This window comes from Cellulomonas sp. PhB143 (genome assembly GCF_003752595.1).
Taxonomy (GTDB): Bacteria; Actinomycetota; Actinomycetes; order Actinomycetales; family Cellulomonadaceae; genus Paraoerskovia.
In genome coordinates this window covers 119,993-136,158 of the sequence record NZ_RKIJ01000011.1, presented here as the reverse complement: position 1 = coordinate 136,158, position 16,166 = coordinate 119,993, and the positions used below count along the sequence as shown (strand labels likewise).

The following is a 16,166-nucleotide window of genomic DNA, read 5'->3' as shown; positions in this document are numbered from 1 at the left end:
GTGAGCCAGCCCCCGCGCGCCGCGGCGTTCTTCGACCTCGACAAGACGATCATCGCCACGTCCTCCGCGGCCGCGTTCTCGCGGCCCTTCTTCGCGGGCGGCCTCATCTCCCGCGGCGACGTGCTGCGCAGCGCGTACGCCCACTTCCTCTTCATGCTCGGCAGCGCGGACGCCGACCAGACGGAACGCATGCGCGCGCACCTGTCGGCGATGGTCACGGGCTGGGACGTCGCGACGGTCTCGCAGATCGTCGCGGAGACCCTGCACGAGCACATCGACCCCGTCGTCTACTCCGAGGCCGTGGAGCTCATCGACCACCACCACCGCCTGGGGCACGACGTCGTCGTCGTCTCCGCGTCCGGGGCCGAGCTGGTCGAGCCCATCGCGGCCGTCCTCGGGGCGGACCACGCGATCGCGACCCGGATGACGGTGGCCGACGGCGCCTACACCGGTGCGATCGACTTCTACGCCTACGGCGAGAACAAGGCGGCGGGCATCCGCGAGATCGCGGCGGAGCAGGGGTACGACCTCGAGGCGTCCTACGCGTACTCCGACTCGGTGACGGACACCCCGATGCTGGAGGCGGTCGGCAACTCCTTCGTCGTCAACCCGGACCGCGCGCTGCGGCGGCTCGCGGTCGAGCGCGGCTGGGGCGTGCTCACGTTCTCCCGGCCCGTCCACCTCCGCTCGCGCCTGGTCCCGCCGACGCCGGTGCTCGCGGCCGGTGCCGGCCTGGCCGTCCTGGGCGCCGCCGTGCTCGGCTGGCGCCTGCTCCGACGGCGCTGAGCGACACGCCCGGGGGCGTGGCACGCCGCTTGCGCGCCCGCCGGCCCGGGCGTCTCATGGAGGGACGACACGACGGTGGGAACCCACGCGCGACCGGTCCACGACAAGGACCTGCCGAGCGGGCTCGTCCCGGGACGGCAGCGAGAGTGCACGCCTGATATCCCCCGTCCCGCCGGTATCGACGGCGTCCCTGCGCGGGGCGCCGTCGGTGCGTCCGGCTAGAACGGCGCCCGCGCGTACTGCGGCTGCGGCACGGGGACCCGTGCGCCGGCACCGTCCCCGGGCACGACCCCCAGCTCGGCCGCGGCCCGCAGCGGCCACATCGGGTCGCGCAGCCCCTCCCGGCCGATCATCACCGCGTCGGCCGCCCCCGTCACCAGCGTCTGCTCCGCCTGCGCGGCCGTCGTGATCAGCCCCACCGCGCTCACGGGCAGGCCCGCGCCCTCGCGCACGCGACGCGCCGCCGGCACCTGGTAGCCCGGGCCGACGGGGATCTGCGCCGGCACGTTCCCGCCGGAGGAGACGTCCACGAGGTCGACCCCGTGCTCAGCGAGCACCCGCGAGACGGCGGCGACGTCGTCGACGCCCAGGCCGTCGTCGCGCCACTCGGTGGCCGAGAGCCGCACGAGCAGGGGCTTGTCCTCGGGCCACGCCGCGCGGACCGCGTCGACGACCTCGACCAGGAGACGGGAGCGGTTCTCGAGCGTCCCGCCGTACCCGTCCTCGCGCAGGTTCGACAGCGGCGAGAGGAACTGGTGCAGGAGATATCCGTGCGCGGCGTGCACCTCGACGACGTCGAACCCGGCCTCGTCCGCCCGGCGGGCGGCGTCCGCGAACTGCCGCGGGACCGCGGCGATCTCCTTCGGGCTCATCTCCTGCGGGTCCGCGAACCCGGGGTACGGCTCGGGCGACGGCCCCTGCGTCGCCCACCCGCCGTCGTCGGGCGCGACCGAGCCGCGCTGCTGCGCCCAGGGCCGGTACGTGGACGCCTTGCGGCCGGCGTGCGCGAGCTGGACGCCGATGCGCGACCCGCGCTCCTGGACGAACGCCACGACGCGCGCCCACGCGTCGCGCTGCGCGTCGTCCCAGATCCCCGCGTCCTGCGGCGAGATCCGGCCCTCCGGGACGACGGCGGCGGCCTCGGTGAGGATCAGCCCGAACCCCCCGCCGGCGCGGGCGCCGAGGTGCACGAGGTGCCAGTCGCCGGGCAGCCCGTCGACGGAGGAGTACTGGCACATCGGCGCGAGCCAGATGCGGTTGGGGATCGTCAGGCCGCGCAGCGTCAGCGGCTGGAAGAGGTGGGTCACGCCGGGGCGAACGCGTCCCGCGGCACCGACATTCCGACCTGCGGCCCTCGCCCGCGGGACTAGAGTGGCCCGCGTCACGACCTCGGCCGGCTCCCGGCCGCCCGGGGCGCACCAGAGCCGATGCGAACCGGAGGACCACGTGCCCCAGAACGAGCCGACCACTGCGACCACGGGCGAACGGACGGGTGGGACGGGTCCGGGCGACGCTCCGGCGGGTCTCGAGAACCTCCTGCACGAGACGCGGGCCTTCCCGCCGAGCAGCGGTTTCGCCGCGCACGCCAACGCGCAGCCCGGCCTGTACGACCAGGCGCGCGAGGACCGGCTCGGGTTCTGGGCGCAGCAGGCGACGGACCTCGTCTCGTGGCGCACCCCGTTCACCGAGGTGCTCGACTGGTCGCAGGCCCCGGTCGCCCGCTGGTTCGGCGACGGGCGGCTCAACGCGGCGTACAACGCGGTGGACCGGCACGTCGAGGCCGGGCACGGCGACCGCGTCGCGATCCACTTCGAGGGCGAGCCGGGCGACACGCGCACGGTGACGTACGCCGAGCTGCAGCGTGAGGTCTCCCGCGCCGCCAACGCCCTGTCCGCGCTCGGCGTCGAGACCGGCGACCGCGTGGTGGTCTACCTGCCGATGATCGTCGAGGCCGTCGTCGCGATGCTCGCCTGCGCGCGCATCGGCGCGCCGCACTCCGTCGTGTTCGGCGGGTTCTCCGCCGACGCGCTGCGCAGCCGCATCGCCGACGCCGGCGCGAAGCTCGTCATCACGGCCGACGGGGGCTACCGGCGGGGGGCGGCGTCCGCGCTGAAGCCGGCCGTCGACGCCGCGATCGCGCCGAAGGAGGGCGCGAAGCCCACCACGGTCGAGCACGTGCTCGTCGTGCGGCGCACCGGCCAGGACGTGGCCTGGACGGACCACACGGACGTCTGGTGGCACGAGGCCGTCGAGGCGGCCGACGTCCAGCACACGCCGGTGTGGGTCGACGCCGAGCACCCGCTGTTCATCCTCTACACGTCCGGCACCACCGGGAAGCCCAAGGGCATCCTGCACACGACGGGCGGCTACCTCACCCAGGCGGCGTACACGCACCGCAACGTCTTCGACCTCAAGCCCGAGGACGACGTGTACTGGTGCACCGCCGACATCGGCTGGGTCACCGGCCACACGTACGTCACCTACGGCCCGCTCGTGAACGGCGCGACGCAGGTGATCTACGAGGGCACCCCCGACACGCCGCACCAGGGCCGCTGGTGGGAGATCGTCGAGAAGTACGGCGTCTCGATCCTCTACACCGCGCCCACCGCGATCCGCGCGTGCATGAAGTGGGGCTCGGAGATCCCCGACCGGTTCGACCTGTCGTCGCTGCGCGTGCTCGGGTCGGTCGGGGAGCCCATCAACCCCGAGGCGTGGATGTGGTACCGCCGCGTGATCGGCGGCGACACGGCCCCGATCGTCGACACCTGGTGGCAGACCGAGACGGGTGCCATCATGATCTCGCCGCTGCCGGGTGTCACGGCCGCCAAGCCCGGCTCCGCCCAGGTGCCGCTGCCCGGCATCGTCGCCGACGTGGTCGACGACGATGCTCACCCCGTGCCCGACGGCGGCGGCGGGTACCTCGTGCTCTCCGAGCCGTGGCCGTCGATGCTGCGCGGCATCTGGGGCGACCTCGAGCGGTTCAAGGACACCTACTGGTCCCGGTTCCCCGGCATCTACTTCGCCGGCGACGGGGCGAAGAAGGACGACGACGGGGACATCTGGCTCCTCGGCCGGGTCGACGACGTCATGAACATCTCCGGCCACCGCCTCTCGACCACCGAGATCGAGTCGGCGCTCGTGTCGAACGAGCTGGTCGCCGAGGCCGCCGTCGTCGGCGCCGCAGATGATATGACCGGCCAGGCCGTCGTCGCGTTCGTCATCCTCCGGGGTGAGCACGCGTCCGAGGCCGAGACGGACGAGGGGTCCGCCGCGATCGAGAAGACGCTCCGCGACCACGTCGCCCAGCAGATCGGGCCGATCGCCAAGCCGAAGAAGATCCTCGTCGTCCCCGAGCTGCCCAAGACCCGCTCCGGCAAGATCATGCGGCGGCTCCTGCGCGACGTCGCCGAGAACCGGGCCGTCGGCGACGCCACGACCCTCGCGGACTCCTCCGTGATGGACCTCATCCAGACCGGCCTGGCCAAGCCGTCCTCCTCCGAGGACTGACCGCACCGGTACTCCACGCCGCCCCGGCCCGCCCCGCGCAGGCGTGGCCGCCGGCCGGGGCGGCGTGGTGAGATACGACCATGCGCACGCTCCTCGCCATCGGCACCCCGGACGACGAGGCGGCCGACGCCGTCCGCGGCCTCGCGCGGTCGGCGCGCGAGGCCGACGGCGTCGCGCCGCTCTCCGAGCAGACCCTCCTCGACCTGCGGGACGACGACGCGGACCTCACCCACGTCCTCGCCCACGACGGGGACCGGGGCGTCGTGGGCTACGCCCAGGTCGACCGCCGCGGGGAGGCGGCGACCGCCGAGATCGTCGTCGCGCCTGGCGCCCGGCGGCACGGCGTCGGGCGGATCCTGCTGCGGACGGCCCAGCGCGACGCGACGCTCCCCAGCCGGTCCGGTGCGCCCGCGCGGCGCGAGCCGCTGCGGGTGTGGGCGCACGGCGACCTTCCGCCGGCCCGCGCGCTGGCACAGGACGCCGGCCTCGTCGCGGTCCGCGAGCTCCTGCGGCTCGGTCTCGACCTGGGCGACGGTCCCGCCAGTCACGTCCCGCCGCCGCGCCTGCCCGACGGCCTCGTCCTGCGCGCCTTCTCCCCCGGGGACGACGACGACGCCTGGCTCGCGCTGAACGCCCGGGCCTTCGCCCAGCACCCCGAGCAGGGGCGGATGACGCTCGGCGACCTGCGCGCACGCCAGGACGAGGACTGGTTCGACCCCGCCGGCCTGCTGCTCCTCGAGCGGACCGGCGAGCGGGGCGGCAACGGCAGCCACGACGCCGCCGCGGCGCTCGTCGGCTCCTGCTGGACGAAGATCCCCACGGACCAGCCCGCGGGGGCGCGCGAGGGCGAGATCTACGTCGTCGGCATCGATCCTGCGGCCCAGGGCGAGGGCCTCGGCACGCTGCTCACGGCCGCCGGTCTCGCGCACCTGGCCGCCGCCGGGTGCGCGCGCGCCGTGCTGTACGTGGACGGCGACAACACCCCCGCCGTGCGCACCTACGAGCGCGCCGGGTTCGGGCGCGACGCGGTCGACGTGCAGTACGCGACGCCCGTCACCCCGAGTTCACCAAGTGGTGCCACGATGGACCGATGACCGAGTCGATCACCCAGCGCCCGCTCCCGCCCGACCTCGCGGCACACATCGCCGAGCACATCGCCGAGGAGCCGGAACACGTCGAGCCGGAGGAGGAGCACCGCCCGCTCGCCCCGCTGCCCGCGGACCGCTTCGCGGACCGCGAGGTCAGCTGGCTCGCCTTCAACGAGCGCGTGCTGGAGTGGGCGGAGGACCCAAGCCAGCCGCTGCTGGAGCGCGTGCGCTTCCTCGCCATCTTCGCCTCGAACCTCGACGAGTTCTTCATGGTCCGGGTCGCCGGCCTCAAGCGCCGCATCGCGACGGGGCTCGCCGTCACGGCGGCCTCGGGCCTGAGCCCGCGCGAGGTGCTGGCGGCGATCAGCGCGAGCGCCCACGAGCTGATGGCGCGCCACGCCGAGGTGTTCCGCGACGACGTGCAGCCGGCCCTCGCCAAGGAGGGAATCACGCTGGTCCACTGGGACGAGCTCGAGACGCGCGAGCAGGAGCGGATCCACAAGTACTTCCGCAAGCAGATCTTCCCGGTGCTCACGCCCCTCGCGGTCGACCCGGCGCACCCGTTCCCCTACATCTCCGGGCTCTCGCTCAACCTCGCCGTCGTGGTGGCGAACCCCGCGACGGGCAAGGAGCACTTCGCCCGGGTCAAGGTGCCGCCGCTGCTGCCCCGGTTCATCGCGGTGGACGCGAAGGGCCGGCCGTCCTCCCCGACCCCGACGTCGGGCACGGCGCGCAAGGGGCCGACGTCGTACGTCCCGCTCGAGGAGGTCATCGCCCAGCACCTCGACCAGCTCTTCCCCGGCATGGAGGTGCGTGAGCACCACACCTTCCGGGTCACGCGCAACGAGGACGTCGAGGTCGAGGAGGACGACGCCGAGAACCTGCTGCAGGCCATGGAGAAGGAGCTGCTGCGGCGGCGCTTCGGCCCGCCGGTCCGCCTCGAGCTCGCCCACGGCATCAGCCCGCGCATCCGCGAGCTGCTCGTCCGCGAGCTCGGCGTCACCGAGCCCGAGGTGTACGAGCTGCCCGCGCCGCTCGACCTCACGGGGCTGAACGTGATCGCCGACCTGGAGCGCTCCGACCTGCACTTCCCGTCGTTCGTCCCGACGACGCACCGGTTCCTCGCCGAGGTGGAGAGCGCCCAGCCGACGGACGTGTTCGCGGCGATCCGCTCGCGGGACATCCTGCTGCACCACCCGTACGACTCCTTCTCCACGTCCGTGCAGACGTTCCTCGAGCAGGCCGCCGCCGACCCGGCCGTCCTCGCGATCAAGCAGACGCTCTACCGGACCTCGGGCGACTCCCCCATCGTCGATGCCCTCATCGACGCCGCCGACGCCGGCAAGCAGGTGCTGGCCCTGGTGGAGATCAAGGCGCGGTTCGACGAGCAGGCGAACATCTCCTGGGCGCGCAAGCTCGAGCAGGCCGGCGTCCACGTCGTCTACGGGATCGTCGGCCTCAAGACGCACTGCAAGCTCTCGCTGGTCGTGCGCCAGGAGTCGGACGGGCTGCGGCGCTACTGCCACGTGGGCACCGGCAACTACCACCCCAAGACGGCCCGCCTGTACACCGACCACGGGCTGCTGACCTGCGACCCCGACGTGGGCCAGGACCTGACCCGGCTGTTCAACCAGCTCTCCGGGTACGCGCCGCAGTCGCGCTTCCACCGGCTCCTCGTCGCGCCCCGGACGGTGCGCACCGGCCTGATCGAGCGCATCGAGCGCGAGGCGCGGGCCGCGCGGGCCGGCAAGGAGGCCTGGGTCAAGATCAAGGTGAACTCCGCGGTCGACGAGCAGACGATCGACGCGCTCTACCGGGCCTCGCAGGACGGCGTGCAGGTCGACATGGTCGTGCGCGGCATCTGCGCCGTGCGCCCCGGCGTGCCCGGCCTCAGCGACAACATCCGCGTCAGGTCCATCCTCGGCCGCTTCCTGGAGCACTCGCGCATCTACGCGTTCGCGAACAGCCAGGGCGAGCAGATCGGCGAGGGCGCGACCGACGGCCCGGAGATCTTCATCGGCTCGGCCGACCTCATGCACCGCAACCTCGACCGGCGCGTCGAGGCGCTCATCCGCATCGCCGACCCCGACCAGGTCACGGAGCTCATGGACCTGCTCGACACCTCCATGGACGAGCGCACGGCCACCTGGCACCTGCACGACACGACGTGGGTGCGCCGCAACGCGGACGACGCCGGGCCCTACCTGGACCTGCAGGCCTCCCTCGTCAACCGCCAGCGCCGGCGCATGAGCGCGGGACGCTGATGGTCGGGGCCGTGCAGCGGGCCGCGCCGCTGCGGCCGGTGCTCGGCGCGACGCACGTCGAGCACGCGCCGGTGATCGAGACCGCCGGCGCCCTCGTGTGGCGGGTGCGCCACGGGTCGCTCGAGGTCCGGCTCATCCACCGCCCGCGCTACGACGACTGGTCGTGGCCCAAGGGCAAGCTCGACCCGGACGAGGCGTTCCAGGACGCCGCGGTCCGCGAGGTCGCGGAGGAGACCGGCCACCAGGTCGTCCTCGGCACCCCCCTGCCGGGCCTGCAGTACCTGACCGCGGAGGGCCGCGTGAAGCGCGTGCACTACTGGGCGGCGCAGCGCGCGGCCCCGTCCGACGACGCCGCCGCCCTCGCGGCACGCTCGCCCGTGCACCCGGTCTCGCCGCAGGAGATCGACGACGCGGTGTGGCTGCCGGCCGAGCGCGCCGCGGACCGGCTGACCCGCGCGGCGGACCGGGTGCCGCTCGACGCGCTCGTCGCCGAGCACGAGCGCGGGCGCCTGGCGACCCACGCCGTCGTCATCGCCCGGCACGGGCGGGCGAGGTCCCGCTCCGGCTGGTACGGCGACGAGAACGACCGGCCCCTGACCCCGATCGGCCACGCCCAGGCGTCCGCGATGGTCCCGGTGCTCGCCGCGTACGGCGTCCGGCGCATCGTGACGAGCCGGTGGCAGCGCTGCGCGGCGACCATCGAGCCGTACGCGCGCGCGGCCGGGCTCGCCACCGTCTCCAGCGACCGGCTCACGGAGGCCCAGCACGAACGCTCCCCCGGGCGCGTCGGCGCCGCCGTCCGCGAGCTGCTGGAGACCGGGACCTCGACGGTGATGTGCACGCACCGCCCGGTCCTGCCGACGGTGCTCGACGTCCTCGGCCAGCACGCGCGCCGCAGCGTGGCGAACGCGCTGCCGACGACGGACCCGTTCCTCGAGCCCGGCGAGCTGATCGTCGCGCACGTCGCGCAGACCGCGAAGGGCCCGCGCGTCGTCGCCGCGGAGCGGGTCGCCGTGCCGCTGTACTGAGTCAGGGGACGACCAGGGCCCTCAGCCGAGCAGCGCCCAGAGCAGCCAGTACATGACGGCGCCCACGAGGGCGGCGGCGGGGATCGTCAGGAGCCAGGCCCCGCCGATGTTCTTCGCCACGCCCCACCGCACCGCCGAGAGCCGCTTGGTGGCCCCGACGCCCATGATCGCCGAGGTGATCGTGTGCGTGGTGGAGACGGGCGCGTGCAGGATGAAGGCGTTGACGTAGAGCACCAGCGCGGAGACGGACTCGGCGACGAACCCGCGCGCCGGGTCGAGCTCGATGATCTTGCGTCCGAGGGTGCGCATGATGCGCCAGCCGCCCGAGTACGTGCCCAGCGAGATGGCGGTGGCCGCGGAGATCTTGACCCACAGCGGGATGCCCTGCGCCTCGTCGCGGTACCCGCCCGCGACCAGCGCCAGCAGGATCACGCCCATCGTCTTCTGCGCGTCCTGCAGGCCGTGCCCGAGCGCCATCGCCGCGGCCGAGGCGGTCTGCGCGAGGCGGAAGCGCCGGAACGTCTTGCCGGGCGAGGCGCGGCGGAAGAGCCAGAGCACCGCGACCATCACGAGGAACGCCCCGAGGAATCCAATGAGCGGCGAGAAGATCATCGGCAGCACGACCTTGTCGACGATCGCGCCCCAGTACACGGTGACCCCGGAGGCGAGCCCCACGCCCGTCAGGCCGCCGATGATCGCGTGGGTGGACGACGACGGGAGGCCGAGCCGCCACGTGATGAGGTTCCACGAGATCGCGCCGATCAGCGCCGCGAGCACGATCACCAGGCCCTGGTGGGCCGGGGCGTCCTTGATGTCGATGATCTCGTCCGCGATCGTCGTCGCGACCTCCGTCCCGAGGAGCGCGCCGACCAGGTTGAAGAACGCGGCCATGCCGAGGGCCGCGCGCGGGGTCAGGGCGCGCGTCGAGACCGACGTCGCGATGGCGTTCGCGGCGTCGTGGAACCCGTTGGTGTAGTCGAACGACAGCGCGACGGCGACGACGACGACGACGAGGGCGACCTCCACGTCCTCAGGACTCCTTGAGCGCGATCGTCTCGACCGTGTTGGCGACCTTCTCGAAGGCGTCCGCCGCCTCCTCGAGGATCTCCACGATCTCCTTGAGCTTCATCAGCAGGATCGGGTCCGAGATCTCGTCGAACAGCTGGGCGAGGAGCTTGCGGTGGATCTTGTCGGCCTGGTTCTCGAGGCGGTTGACCTCGATCCAGTAGTCCTGCAGCCCGTCCATCGCGCGCAGGCGCGGCATGGCCTCGGCGGTCAGCTCCGCCGCCCGCTCGAGGACCTGGACCTGCTCGGAGACGCGCCGCGGGAGCTCCTCGACCCGGTACAGGACGATGAGGTCGGCGGCCTCCTCCATGAAGTCCATGCAGTCGTCGAGCGCGGAGGCGAGCTCGTAGATGTCGTCCCGGTCGAACGGCGTGACGAACGTCTGGTTCAGCCGGCGCATGATCGCGTGGGTCGAGTCGTCGGCGGCGTGCTCCACCTCGCTGAGCTGCTTCGCGAGCGCCTTGCGGCCCGGGCGGTCCGCGCCGAGCAGCTCGGCCAGCAGCTTGGACCCGGAGACCAGGTGCTCGGCCGAGGCGGCGAGGAGGTCGAAGAACGAGGTGTCGCGCGGTGTCAGACGCATGCGCACGGGGAGGCTCCGGTCAGCAGGGGCTCGGGACCTGCCCAGCGTAGGGCAGGATTCACCGCGAAGACATCTCGTCGTCGCGCGCCGCCCGGGGGCCCGCCGGCACGGCGGCCGGCTCCGGTTCCGGGCGGGCCGGGCGGGACGCGCCGGGAAGAGGTGCGACGCCGGACCGGGAGCGCCTCTCGGCGCGGGGCCGCTCGAAGCGGCTCATGATGGAGCCCGGGGCTACCGCGGCCCGACGTCGCCCGACCATCGTACGCGCGACGCGCGCCCGACCCAAGGCGGGGTGGCACGGGTCCGGCTACTCGAGGAGCCCGCCGCGCCACAGCGCGGCCGCGTGCTCGAGCTCCTCCGCCGTGCGCTGCAGCGCGGAGGCGCCGCGGGTCATCCGCACCGCCGCGTCGGCGTCCGCGGCCTCGCGGGCGTCGGCGTCGTGCGCGGCCCCGCGCGCGAGGATCCGGCAGAACGAGCCGGCGCGGTCGAGCGCGACGTCGAGCTCCCCCGCGAAGACCCCGGAGAGCACGGCGTCCGCCAGCCGGCCGACCTCCTCCGGGCCCGGTCCCGCCCCCAGCCCCGCGACGACCTCGCTGACCGTGGGCCCGGCCGGTCCGCCGCCGGCCGGAGCCGCGTCGAGCCCGAGCCGGTAGCGCAGGCTCACCGTCCCGGCGTCCCGGCGCACCCACTCGCGCAGCACATAGAGCCGCCACAGCGCGCCCGGCAGCGAGGTCGCGGGGCTGTCGGCCCAGAGCGCCGCGACGGCGTCGAGGCCCTCGGTCTCGACGAGCCGCACGAGCCGGTCGATGACCGCCGGGTCCTCGGCCTCGCGCGCCCCGCGGACCAGGGCCGCGGCGGTCGTGTGCGCGACGGCGTCGCGTTGCGCCGGGTCGATCCCGCCCGGGAGCGCCTCGGCGGCGGCCGGGCCGAGCATCGCGGGCCGGCGGGGCGGGCGACCGTTCGGGTTCTGGGACTGCGTACTCATCCGTCCAGTCTGCGCCCTGACCCGGCCTCCGCCCGCCCCCGCACGCCGTCCGCCCGCCGTCCGCACGCCGTCCGCCTGTGGACGAGCGGGAATAGTTGGTAAGAGCAACTGCTTACCCTGGGGTCACCTGGCTGCACACCGCCCGCCCCTGCCCGCCCTGCCCGCACCCGCCCGCACCGGAAGAGCCCCATGACCACCACACCGCCCGACCAGCCCACGGGAGCCACGCCCGACGCGACGCGCGTCGCGACCCCCGCCCCGTCGTCGTCCACCGCGCCCGCGATGAGCCGCCGCGAGGTGCTCGAGTCCCTGTCGGGGATCCTGCTCGGCATGTTCGTCGCGGTCCTCGCGACGTCGGTCGTCTCGTCGTCGCTGCCCGTCATCGTCAACAAGCTGCACGGGTCGCAGTCGTCCTACACCTGGGTCGTCGTGGCGACGCTGCTCACGACGTGCATCTCCACCCCGATCTGGGGCAAGCTCGCCGACCTGACCAACCGCAAGACGCTGATCCAGGTCGCGCTCGTGATCTCCGTGGTCTCCGCGGCGGCGGCCGGGCTCTCGCACAACGTCGCCACCCTCATCACGTTCCGCGCCTTCCAGGGCCTGGGCGCCGGCGGCCTCACGGCGCTGGCGACGGTGCTGATCGCCGACATCATCTCGCCGCGCGAGCGTGGCAAGTACATGGGGCTGATGGGCTCGATCATGGGCGTGAGCATGGTCGGCGGGCCGCTGCTCGGCGGCGTCCTCACCGACTCGATCGGCTGGCGGTACAACTTCTTCGTCGGGCTGCCGTTCGCGATCGCCGCGATCCTCGTGCTGCAGCGCACCCTGCACCTGCCGACCGTGCAGCGACGCTCGGTGCGGATCGACTACTGGGGCGCGATCCTCATCGCCGTCGGCATCGGGACGCTCCTCGTGTGGATCACGTTCGCCGGGGACAAGTACGACTGGATCTCCTGGCAGACGTTCGCGATGGTCGGCGGATCGCTCGTCGTGCTCGCGGTCATGGTCCTCGTCGAGCTGCGCACCGCCGAGCCGTTGATCCCCATGCACCTGTTCCGCAACCGCACCCTCGTCCTCGCCGTCGTCGCGAGCGTGGCCGTCGGCGTGGCGATGTTCGGCACGTCCGTCTTCCTCAGCCAGTACATGCAGATCGCGCGCGGCAAGACCCCCACCCAGTCCGGGCTCCTGACGATCCCGATGGTGGTCGGCCTCTTCCTGACCTCCTCGCTCATCGGACAGGTGATCTCGCGGACCGGGCGGTACAAGCGCTACATGGTCGTCGGCGGCGTGCTGCTGACGATCGGCCTCGTGCTGCTGTCGACGATCGACTACCGGACGAGCTTCGTCATCGTCAGCGTGTACCTGTTCGTGCTCGGGGCGGGCGTCGGGATGCTCATGCAGAACCTCGTCCTGGCGGTGCAGAACACGCTGCGCATCACCGAGATCGGCTCCGGCACCGCGACCGTCGCGTTCTTCCGCACCCTCGGCGGCGCGATCGGCGTCTCCGCGCTGGGTGCGGTCCTCGCCAACCGCGTCTCGACGTCGATCACCGACGGGCTCGCCGCCCTCGGCGTCCCGGCCGACGCGCTGGGCGGCTCCTCGAGCTCCATCCCCGACCTGTCGGCCGTCCCTCCGGCCGTGCGCACGTTGATCGAGCAGTCCTACGGCGACGGGATCGCGGACGTCTTCCTGTTCGCCGTCCCGCTCGCGGTCGTCGCCTTCGTGGCCGTCTGCTTCCTCAAGGAGGTGCCGCTCGGCGACAAGTCCGGCGTGCAGCAGCTGCTCGAGGACGAGCTCGTCGCGGAGTCGTTCGAGGCGGGCGCCGTCGAGAACCACGTCGTCCCCGAGGACATGCTGGCCCAGGCACCTGACGTGGGGCGTCGCGGTACGGCATCATGACCGCATGAACCAGCGGCCGACGGAGTTCGAGGACCTCGAGCACGAGATCACCACGCTCGTCCGGCGGGCGGTGTCCTCGGGCACCGTCACCGCCCGACGGGTCCACCCCGACCTGGACGCGAGCGCCTACCCGCTCCTGTCGCACGTCGAGGCGAACCCCGGCGTCCGGGCGACCGAGCTCTCGCTGCACTTCGGCATCGGAGCGGCGACGGTCTCCCGCCAGCTCTCCCGGCTGGAAGAGCTCGGGCTCATCGCACGGACGACGGACCCGAGCGACTCGCGCGGGCAGCTCCTCGTGCCGACGCCGGAGGGGCGCCGCCGGGTCGCGGAGGCGCGCAGCGGCCGGGTCGACGCGCTCGCCGAGGCGCTGGCCGGCTGGCGCCCGGCGGACGTCTCGCGTCTCGCGGGGCTGCTCGGGCGCTACTCGCAAGACATCACGCGCTGGCTCCAGTCCGACCGCGACTGACCGCCCGTCCCTCGAGGCCCGAACATCACGGGACGGTCGCGACACGGCCGTGGCAGGTGTGCGGGCGTCGGTGCGTGGCTATGCTCCGGCCATGATCAAGTTCCTGCTCAGGACCCTCGTCTTCCTGCTCTCCGCCGCGGTGGGGATCGCCGTCACGTCGTGGATCTTCGACGGGTTCGACCTCGACGGCTTCGACGTCGTCTGGTCGGAGCCGCTGGGCTTCATCCTCGCCGTCGTGATCTTCGCCGCCGTCCAGGCGATCATCTCGCCCTTCATCCTGCGCGTGGCGAACCGCAACGCCCCCGCGCTCGTCGGCGCGACGGGCCTGATCAGCACGATCGTCGCCCTGCTCGTGGCGACCCTCGTCACCGACGGGCTGGTCGTCGACACGGTCCTCGGCTGGATCCTCGGGTCCGTCGTCGTGTGGCTGGTGACGATGCTCGCCACGCTGCTGCTGCCGATGCTCCTCATCAAGGAGGGCGTCGAGAAGGCGCGCGAGAACGACTGACGCACGAGCGCACGAGCGAGGCCCGGACGGATCATCCGTCCGGGCCTCGCTCGTCGTTCGCCGTCCCTGCTCGAGCCCGGTCAGGCGGGGGTGAACTCCAGACTGACAGAGTTCATGCAGAACCGGTCGCCCGTGGGCGTCTGCGGCGCGTCGTCGAACACGTGGCCGAGGTGCGAGCCGCAGCGCGCGCAGCGCACCTCGGTGCGCACCATGCCGAGGGCACGGTCCTCGATCAGCTCCACGGTCCCCTCCTTCGCCTGGTAGAAGCTCGGCCACCCGCAGCGGGAGTCGAACTTCGTGCCGGCGTCGAACAGGACGTTGCCGCACGCGCGACAGCTGTAGGTCCCCTCGCGCTTCTCGTCGAGCAGCTCACCGGTCCACGGCCGCTCGGTCGCCGCCTGCCGGAGCACCGAGAACTCCTGCGCGGACAGCTTCTCGCGCCACTGCGCGTCGGTCCACGTCACCTCGTACGTCATGCCGTCACCTCTACCTCTCGTCGAGCATCGACCAGCACCGGGGCAAACCGTGGCGCGGGGGCGGGCATTCCCGTGCCCGCCCACGCCGCCCCCACCGCCGCCCCCACCGCCGAACGCGTCATCCGTCGGCCGAACGGGCCGATCCGACCCACTGATGACGCGTTCGACCTGGCAACTCACCGCCGAGCGCGTCATCCGTCGGCCGCCACGCGAGTCAGGGCCGACGGATGGCGCGTTGGGCGGTGACACCGGAGGAGATACCGGCGTCGAGCCCGTCCGCAGGCGCCGCCGCCGCACCTGCGGTCCACCGTCACGTCGCCGCGCCCGACGACGGTCCCCGCCTTCTGGTCGAGTGCCGCCATGCCCTGGCACGCCGTCCCCGAACCGCTGGTCCGGCTCTCGCGCGAGCAGGAAGGACTCGTCTCGGTCGCGCAGTGCGTCCGCTGGGGGGTCAGCCGCGACGCGGCCGCGCACCGTGCCGCCCGCGGCATGTGGGAGCGGGTCACGACGGGCGTCTACGACGTCCGGCCCGCCCAGCCGCCGTCGGACCTCGACGGCGGACGTCGCCGGGCGGCATGGACCGGGCTGCTTGCGCTCGGCGACGGAGCGATCGCCGTCGGGCCCTGCGCGCTGGCGATGCTCGGCGTGGCAGGGCTCCCTTCGCGCATCGAGGCCCAGGTGTCCCTTCCCGGTGCAGCGGCGCGGCGGTCACGGGGCCAGGTCGCGGTGCGGAGGTTCGACGACGGCATGCAGGTCGTGCGGGTCGGCGGCGCTCGCGTGGCCGCGCCCCGCTGGGCGATCGCGCAGGCGGTTCCGGAGCTGCCACGGGCGCACGCGCTCGCCGTCCTCGACTCGGCGCTCGCGCTCGGCGTGATCGACGCCCGCGGGCTGGATCTCGCCCATGCCGTCGCCCGCGGGCGACGCGGGGTCGCGACGCACCACGAGCTGTGGGAGATCGCCGACGGCCGCGCCCAGTCGCCGCTGGAGTCGTACGGCCGGCTCGCGTGCGTCGATGCGGGGCTGCCGCCCGACACCCTGCAGCTCGTCGTCCGCGACGCGGCCGGGCGGTTCGTCGGCCGCGCCGACATGGGCTGGCGGATCCGGGGTGGGCGCTGGCTCGTCGTCGAGATGGACGGCCGTGAGATCCACGGGACGCCGGAGGCGGTGTTCGCCGACCGGGAGCGGCAGAATGCGCTCCTCGCCACGGGGCGGGTCGAGGTGCTGCGCTTCACGAGCCGCGACGCGCCCGAACGCATCGCGGCGGCCGTCGGCAACCTCTTGCGCAGGCACCGGACCGGATGAGCGCGATCCCGTCAGCGGCGACGGGCCCACCGCCGAACGCGCCATCCGTCGGCCGACATCGGCAAACGGACCCACTCAAGACGCGCTCGGCACGAGACGACACCGCCGAACGCGCCATCCGTCGGCCCGAATCAATGAATGGACCCACGGATGACGCGTTCGGCGGTGGAGCGGTGGAGCGGTGGAGCGGTCGGTCAGTCGAGCGGTAGACC

Annotated in this window: 14 protein-coding genes; 9 read left to right on the top strand and 5 right to left on the bottom strand. The window is 73.4% G+C overall.

What is annotated here, in order from left to right; genetic code table 11:
• Positions 1-786 carry an HAD family phosphatase gene (locus EDF32_RS06910; RefSeq protein ID WP_123307802.1) on the top strand — a complete coding sequence of 262 codons (786 nt, stop codon included), beginning with the start codon at positions 1-3 and terminating at the stop codon, positions 784-786.
• Positions 787-1,004: 218 nt separating this feature from the next.
• On the opposite strand, the gene EDF32_RS06905 is transcribed toward EDF32_RS06910, so the two are convergent.
• The gene (locus EDF32_RS06905; protein WP_123307801.1) at positions 1,005-2,093 is read right to left on the bottom strand and encodes an NADH:flavin oxidoreductase/NADH oxidase; all 1,089 of its coding nucleotides are present in this window, start codon (positions 2,091-2,093) and stop codon (positions 1,005-1,007) included.
• 139 nt (positions 2,094-2,232) lie between these two features.
• On the opposite strand from EDF32_RS06905, the gene acs reads away from it, so the two are divergent.
• The 4 genes from acs to EDF32_RS06885 all read left to right on the top strand — a co-directional run bounded on the left by acs (position 2,233) and on the right by EDF32_RS06885 (position 8,673).
• Positions 2,233-4,293 carry an acetate--CoA ligase gene (gene acs / locus EDF32_RS06900; RefSeq protein ID WP_123308042.1) on the top strand — a complete coding sequence of 687 codons (2,061 nt, stop codon included), beginning with the start codon at positions 2,233-2,235 and terminating at the stop codon, positions 4,291-4,293.
• A gap of 80 nt (positions 4,294-4,373) precedes the next feature.
• A complete protein-coding gene (mshD, locus tag EDF32_RS06895; protein ID WP_123307800.1) occupies positions 4,374-5,387 on the top strand; it encodes a mycothiol synthase in 1,014 nt (337 codons plus the stop codon).
• Positions 5,384-7,645, top strand: coding sequence for an RNA degradosome polyphosphate kinase (locus EDF32_RS06890; protein ID WP_123307799.1), 2,262 nt, complete (start codon positions 5,384-5,386; stop codon positions 7,643-7,645). The genes mshD and EDF32_RS06890 overlap by 4 nt, the downstream gene beginning before the upstream one ends.
• 11 nt (positions 7,646-7,656) lie before the next feature.
• Positions 7,657-8,673, top strand: coding sequence for an NUDIX hydrolase (locus tag EDF32_RS06885; protein WP_233565772.1), 1,017 nt, complete (start codon positions 7,657-7,659; stop codon positions 8,671-8,673).
• 21 nt (positions 8,674-8,694) lie between these two features.
• Here EDF32_RS06885 and EDF32_RS06880 read toward each other — a convergent pair whose 3' ends face one another.
• From EDF32_RS06880 to EDF32_RS06870, 3 genes are all read right to left on the bottom strand, one after another.
• Positions 8,695-9,699, bottom strand: coding sequence for an inorganic phosphate transporter (locus EDF32_RS06880; RefSeq protein ID WP_123307797.1), 1,005 nt, complete (start codon positions 9,697-9,699; stop codon positions 8,695-8,697).
• A gap of 4 nt (positions 9,700-9,703) precedes the next feature.
• A complete protein-coding gene (locus EDF32_RS06875) occupies positions 9,704-10,324 on the bottom strand; it encodes a DUF47 domain-containing protein (RefSeq protein ID WP_123307796.1) in 621 nt (206 codons plus the stop codon).
• Positions 10,325-10,622: 298 nt separating this feature from the next.
• Positions 10,623-11,249: a hypothetical protein gene (locus tag EDF32_RS06870; RefSeq protein WP_123307795.1), complete on the bottom strand. Its 627-nt coding sequence runs from the start codon at positions 11,247-11,249 to the stop codon at positions 10,623-10,625.
• A gap of 333 nt (positions 11,250-11,582) precedes the next feature.
• Here EDF32_RS06870 and EDF32_RS06865 point away from each other — a divergent pair, with 333 nt between their 5' ends.
• The 3 genes from EDF32_RS06865 (at position 11,583) to EDF32_RS06855 (ending at position 14,176) form a co-directional block, all read left to right on the top strand.
• Positions 11,583-13,202, top strand: a complete 1,620-nt coding sequence (locus EDF32_RS06865; RefSeq protein WP_233565803.1) for an MDR family MFS transporter — start codon at positions 11,583-11,585, stop codon at positions 13,200-13,202.
• 4 nt (positions 13,203-13,206) lie between these two features.
• On the top strand, positions 13,207-13,668 hold the full coding sequence (locus EDF32_RS06860; RefSeq protein WP_123307793.1) for a MarR family winged helix-turn-helix transcriptional regulator: 462 nt from the start codon (positions 13,207-13,209) through the stop codon (positions 13,666-13,668).
• 91 nt (positions 13,669-13,759) lie between these two features.
• Positions 13,760-14,176 carry a phage holin family protein gene (locus tag EDF32_RS06855; protein ID WP_123307792.1) on the top strand — a complete coding sequence of 139 codons (417 nt, stop codon included), beginning with the start codon at positions 13,760-13,762 and terminating at the stop codon, positions 14,174-14,176.
• 80 nt (positions 14,177-14,256) lie between these two features.
• Here EDF32_RS06855 and msrB read toward each other — a convergent pair whose 3' ends face one another.
• Complete coding sequence (gene msrB / locus EDF32_RS06850; RefSeq protein ID WP_123307791.1) at positions 14,257-14,652, bottom strand: peptide-methionine (R)-S-oxide reductase MsrB; 396 nt, start codon at positions 14,650-14,652, stop codon at positions 14,257-14,259.
• Between the two features lie 360 nt (positions 14,653-15,012).
• Between msrB and EDF32_RS06845 the strand changes: the two genes are divergently transcribed.
• Positions 15,013-15,954: a hypothetical protein gene (locus EDF32_RS06845; protein WP_123307790.1), complete on the top strand. Its 942-nt coding sequence runs from the start codon at positions 15,013-15,015 to the stop codon at positions 15,952-15,954.
• Positions 15,955-16,166: the final 212 nt, after the last annotated feature.

Coding starts and splice junctions, on each gene's coding strand:
- EDF32_RS06890 (WP_123307799.1), top strand. CDS start 5,384: ATGACCGAGTCGATCACCCAGCGCCCGCTCCCGCCCGACCTCGCGGCA.
- EDF32_RS06865 (WP_233565803.1), top strand. CDS start 11,583: ATGAGCCGCCGCGAGGTGCTCGAGTCCCTGTCGGGGATCCTGCTCGGC.
- EDF32_RS06845 (WP_123307790.1), top strand. CDS start 15,013: ATGCCCTGGCACGCCGTCCCCGAACCGCTGGTCCGGCTCTCGCGCGAG.
- mshD (WP_123307800.1), top strand. CDS start 4,374: ATGCGCACGCTCCTCGCCATCGGCACCCCGGACGACGAGGCGGCCGAC.
- EDF32_RS06860 (WP_123307793.1), top strand. CDS start 13,207: ATGAACCAGCGGCCGACGGAGTTCGAGGACCTCGAGCACGAGATCACC.
- msrB (WP_123307791.1), bottom strand. CDS start 14,652: ATGACGTACGAGGTGACGTGGACCGACGCGCAGTGGCGCGAGAAGCTG.
- EDF32_RS06870 (WP_123307795.1), bottom strand. CDS start 11,249: ATGCTCGGCCCGGCCGCCGCCGAGGCGCTCCCGGGCGGGATCGACCCG.
- EDF32_RS06855 (WP_123307792.1), top strand. CDS start 13,760: ATGATCAAGTTCCTGCTCAGGACCCTCGTCTTCCTGCTCTCCGCCGCG.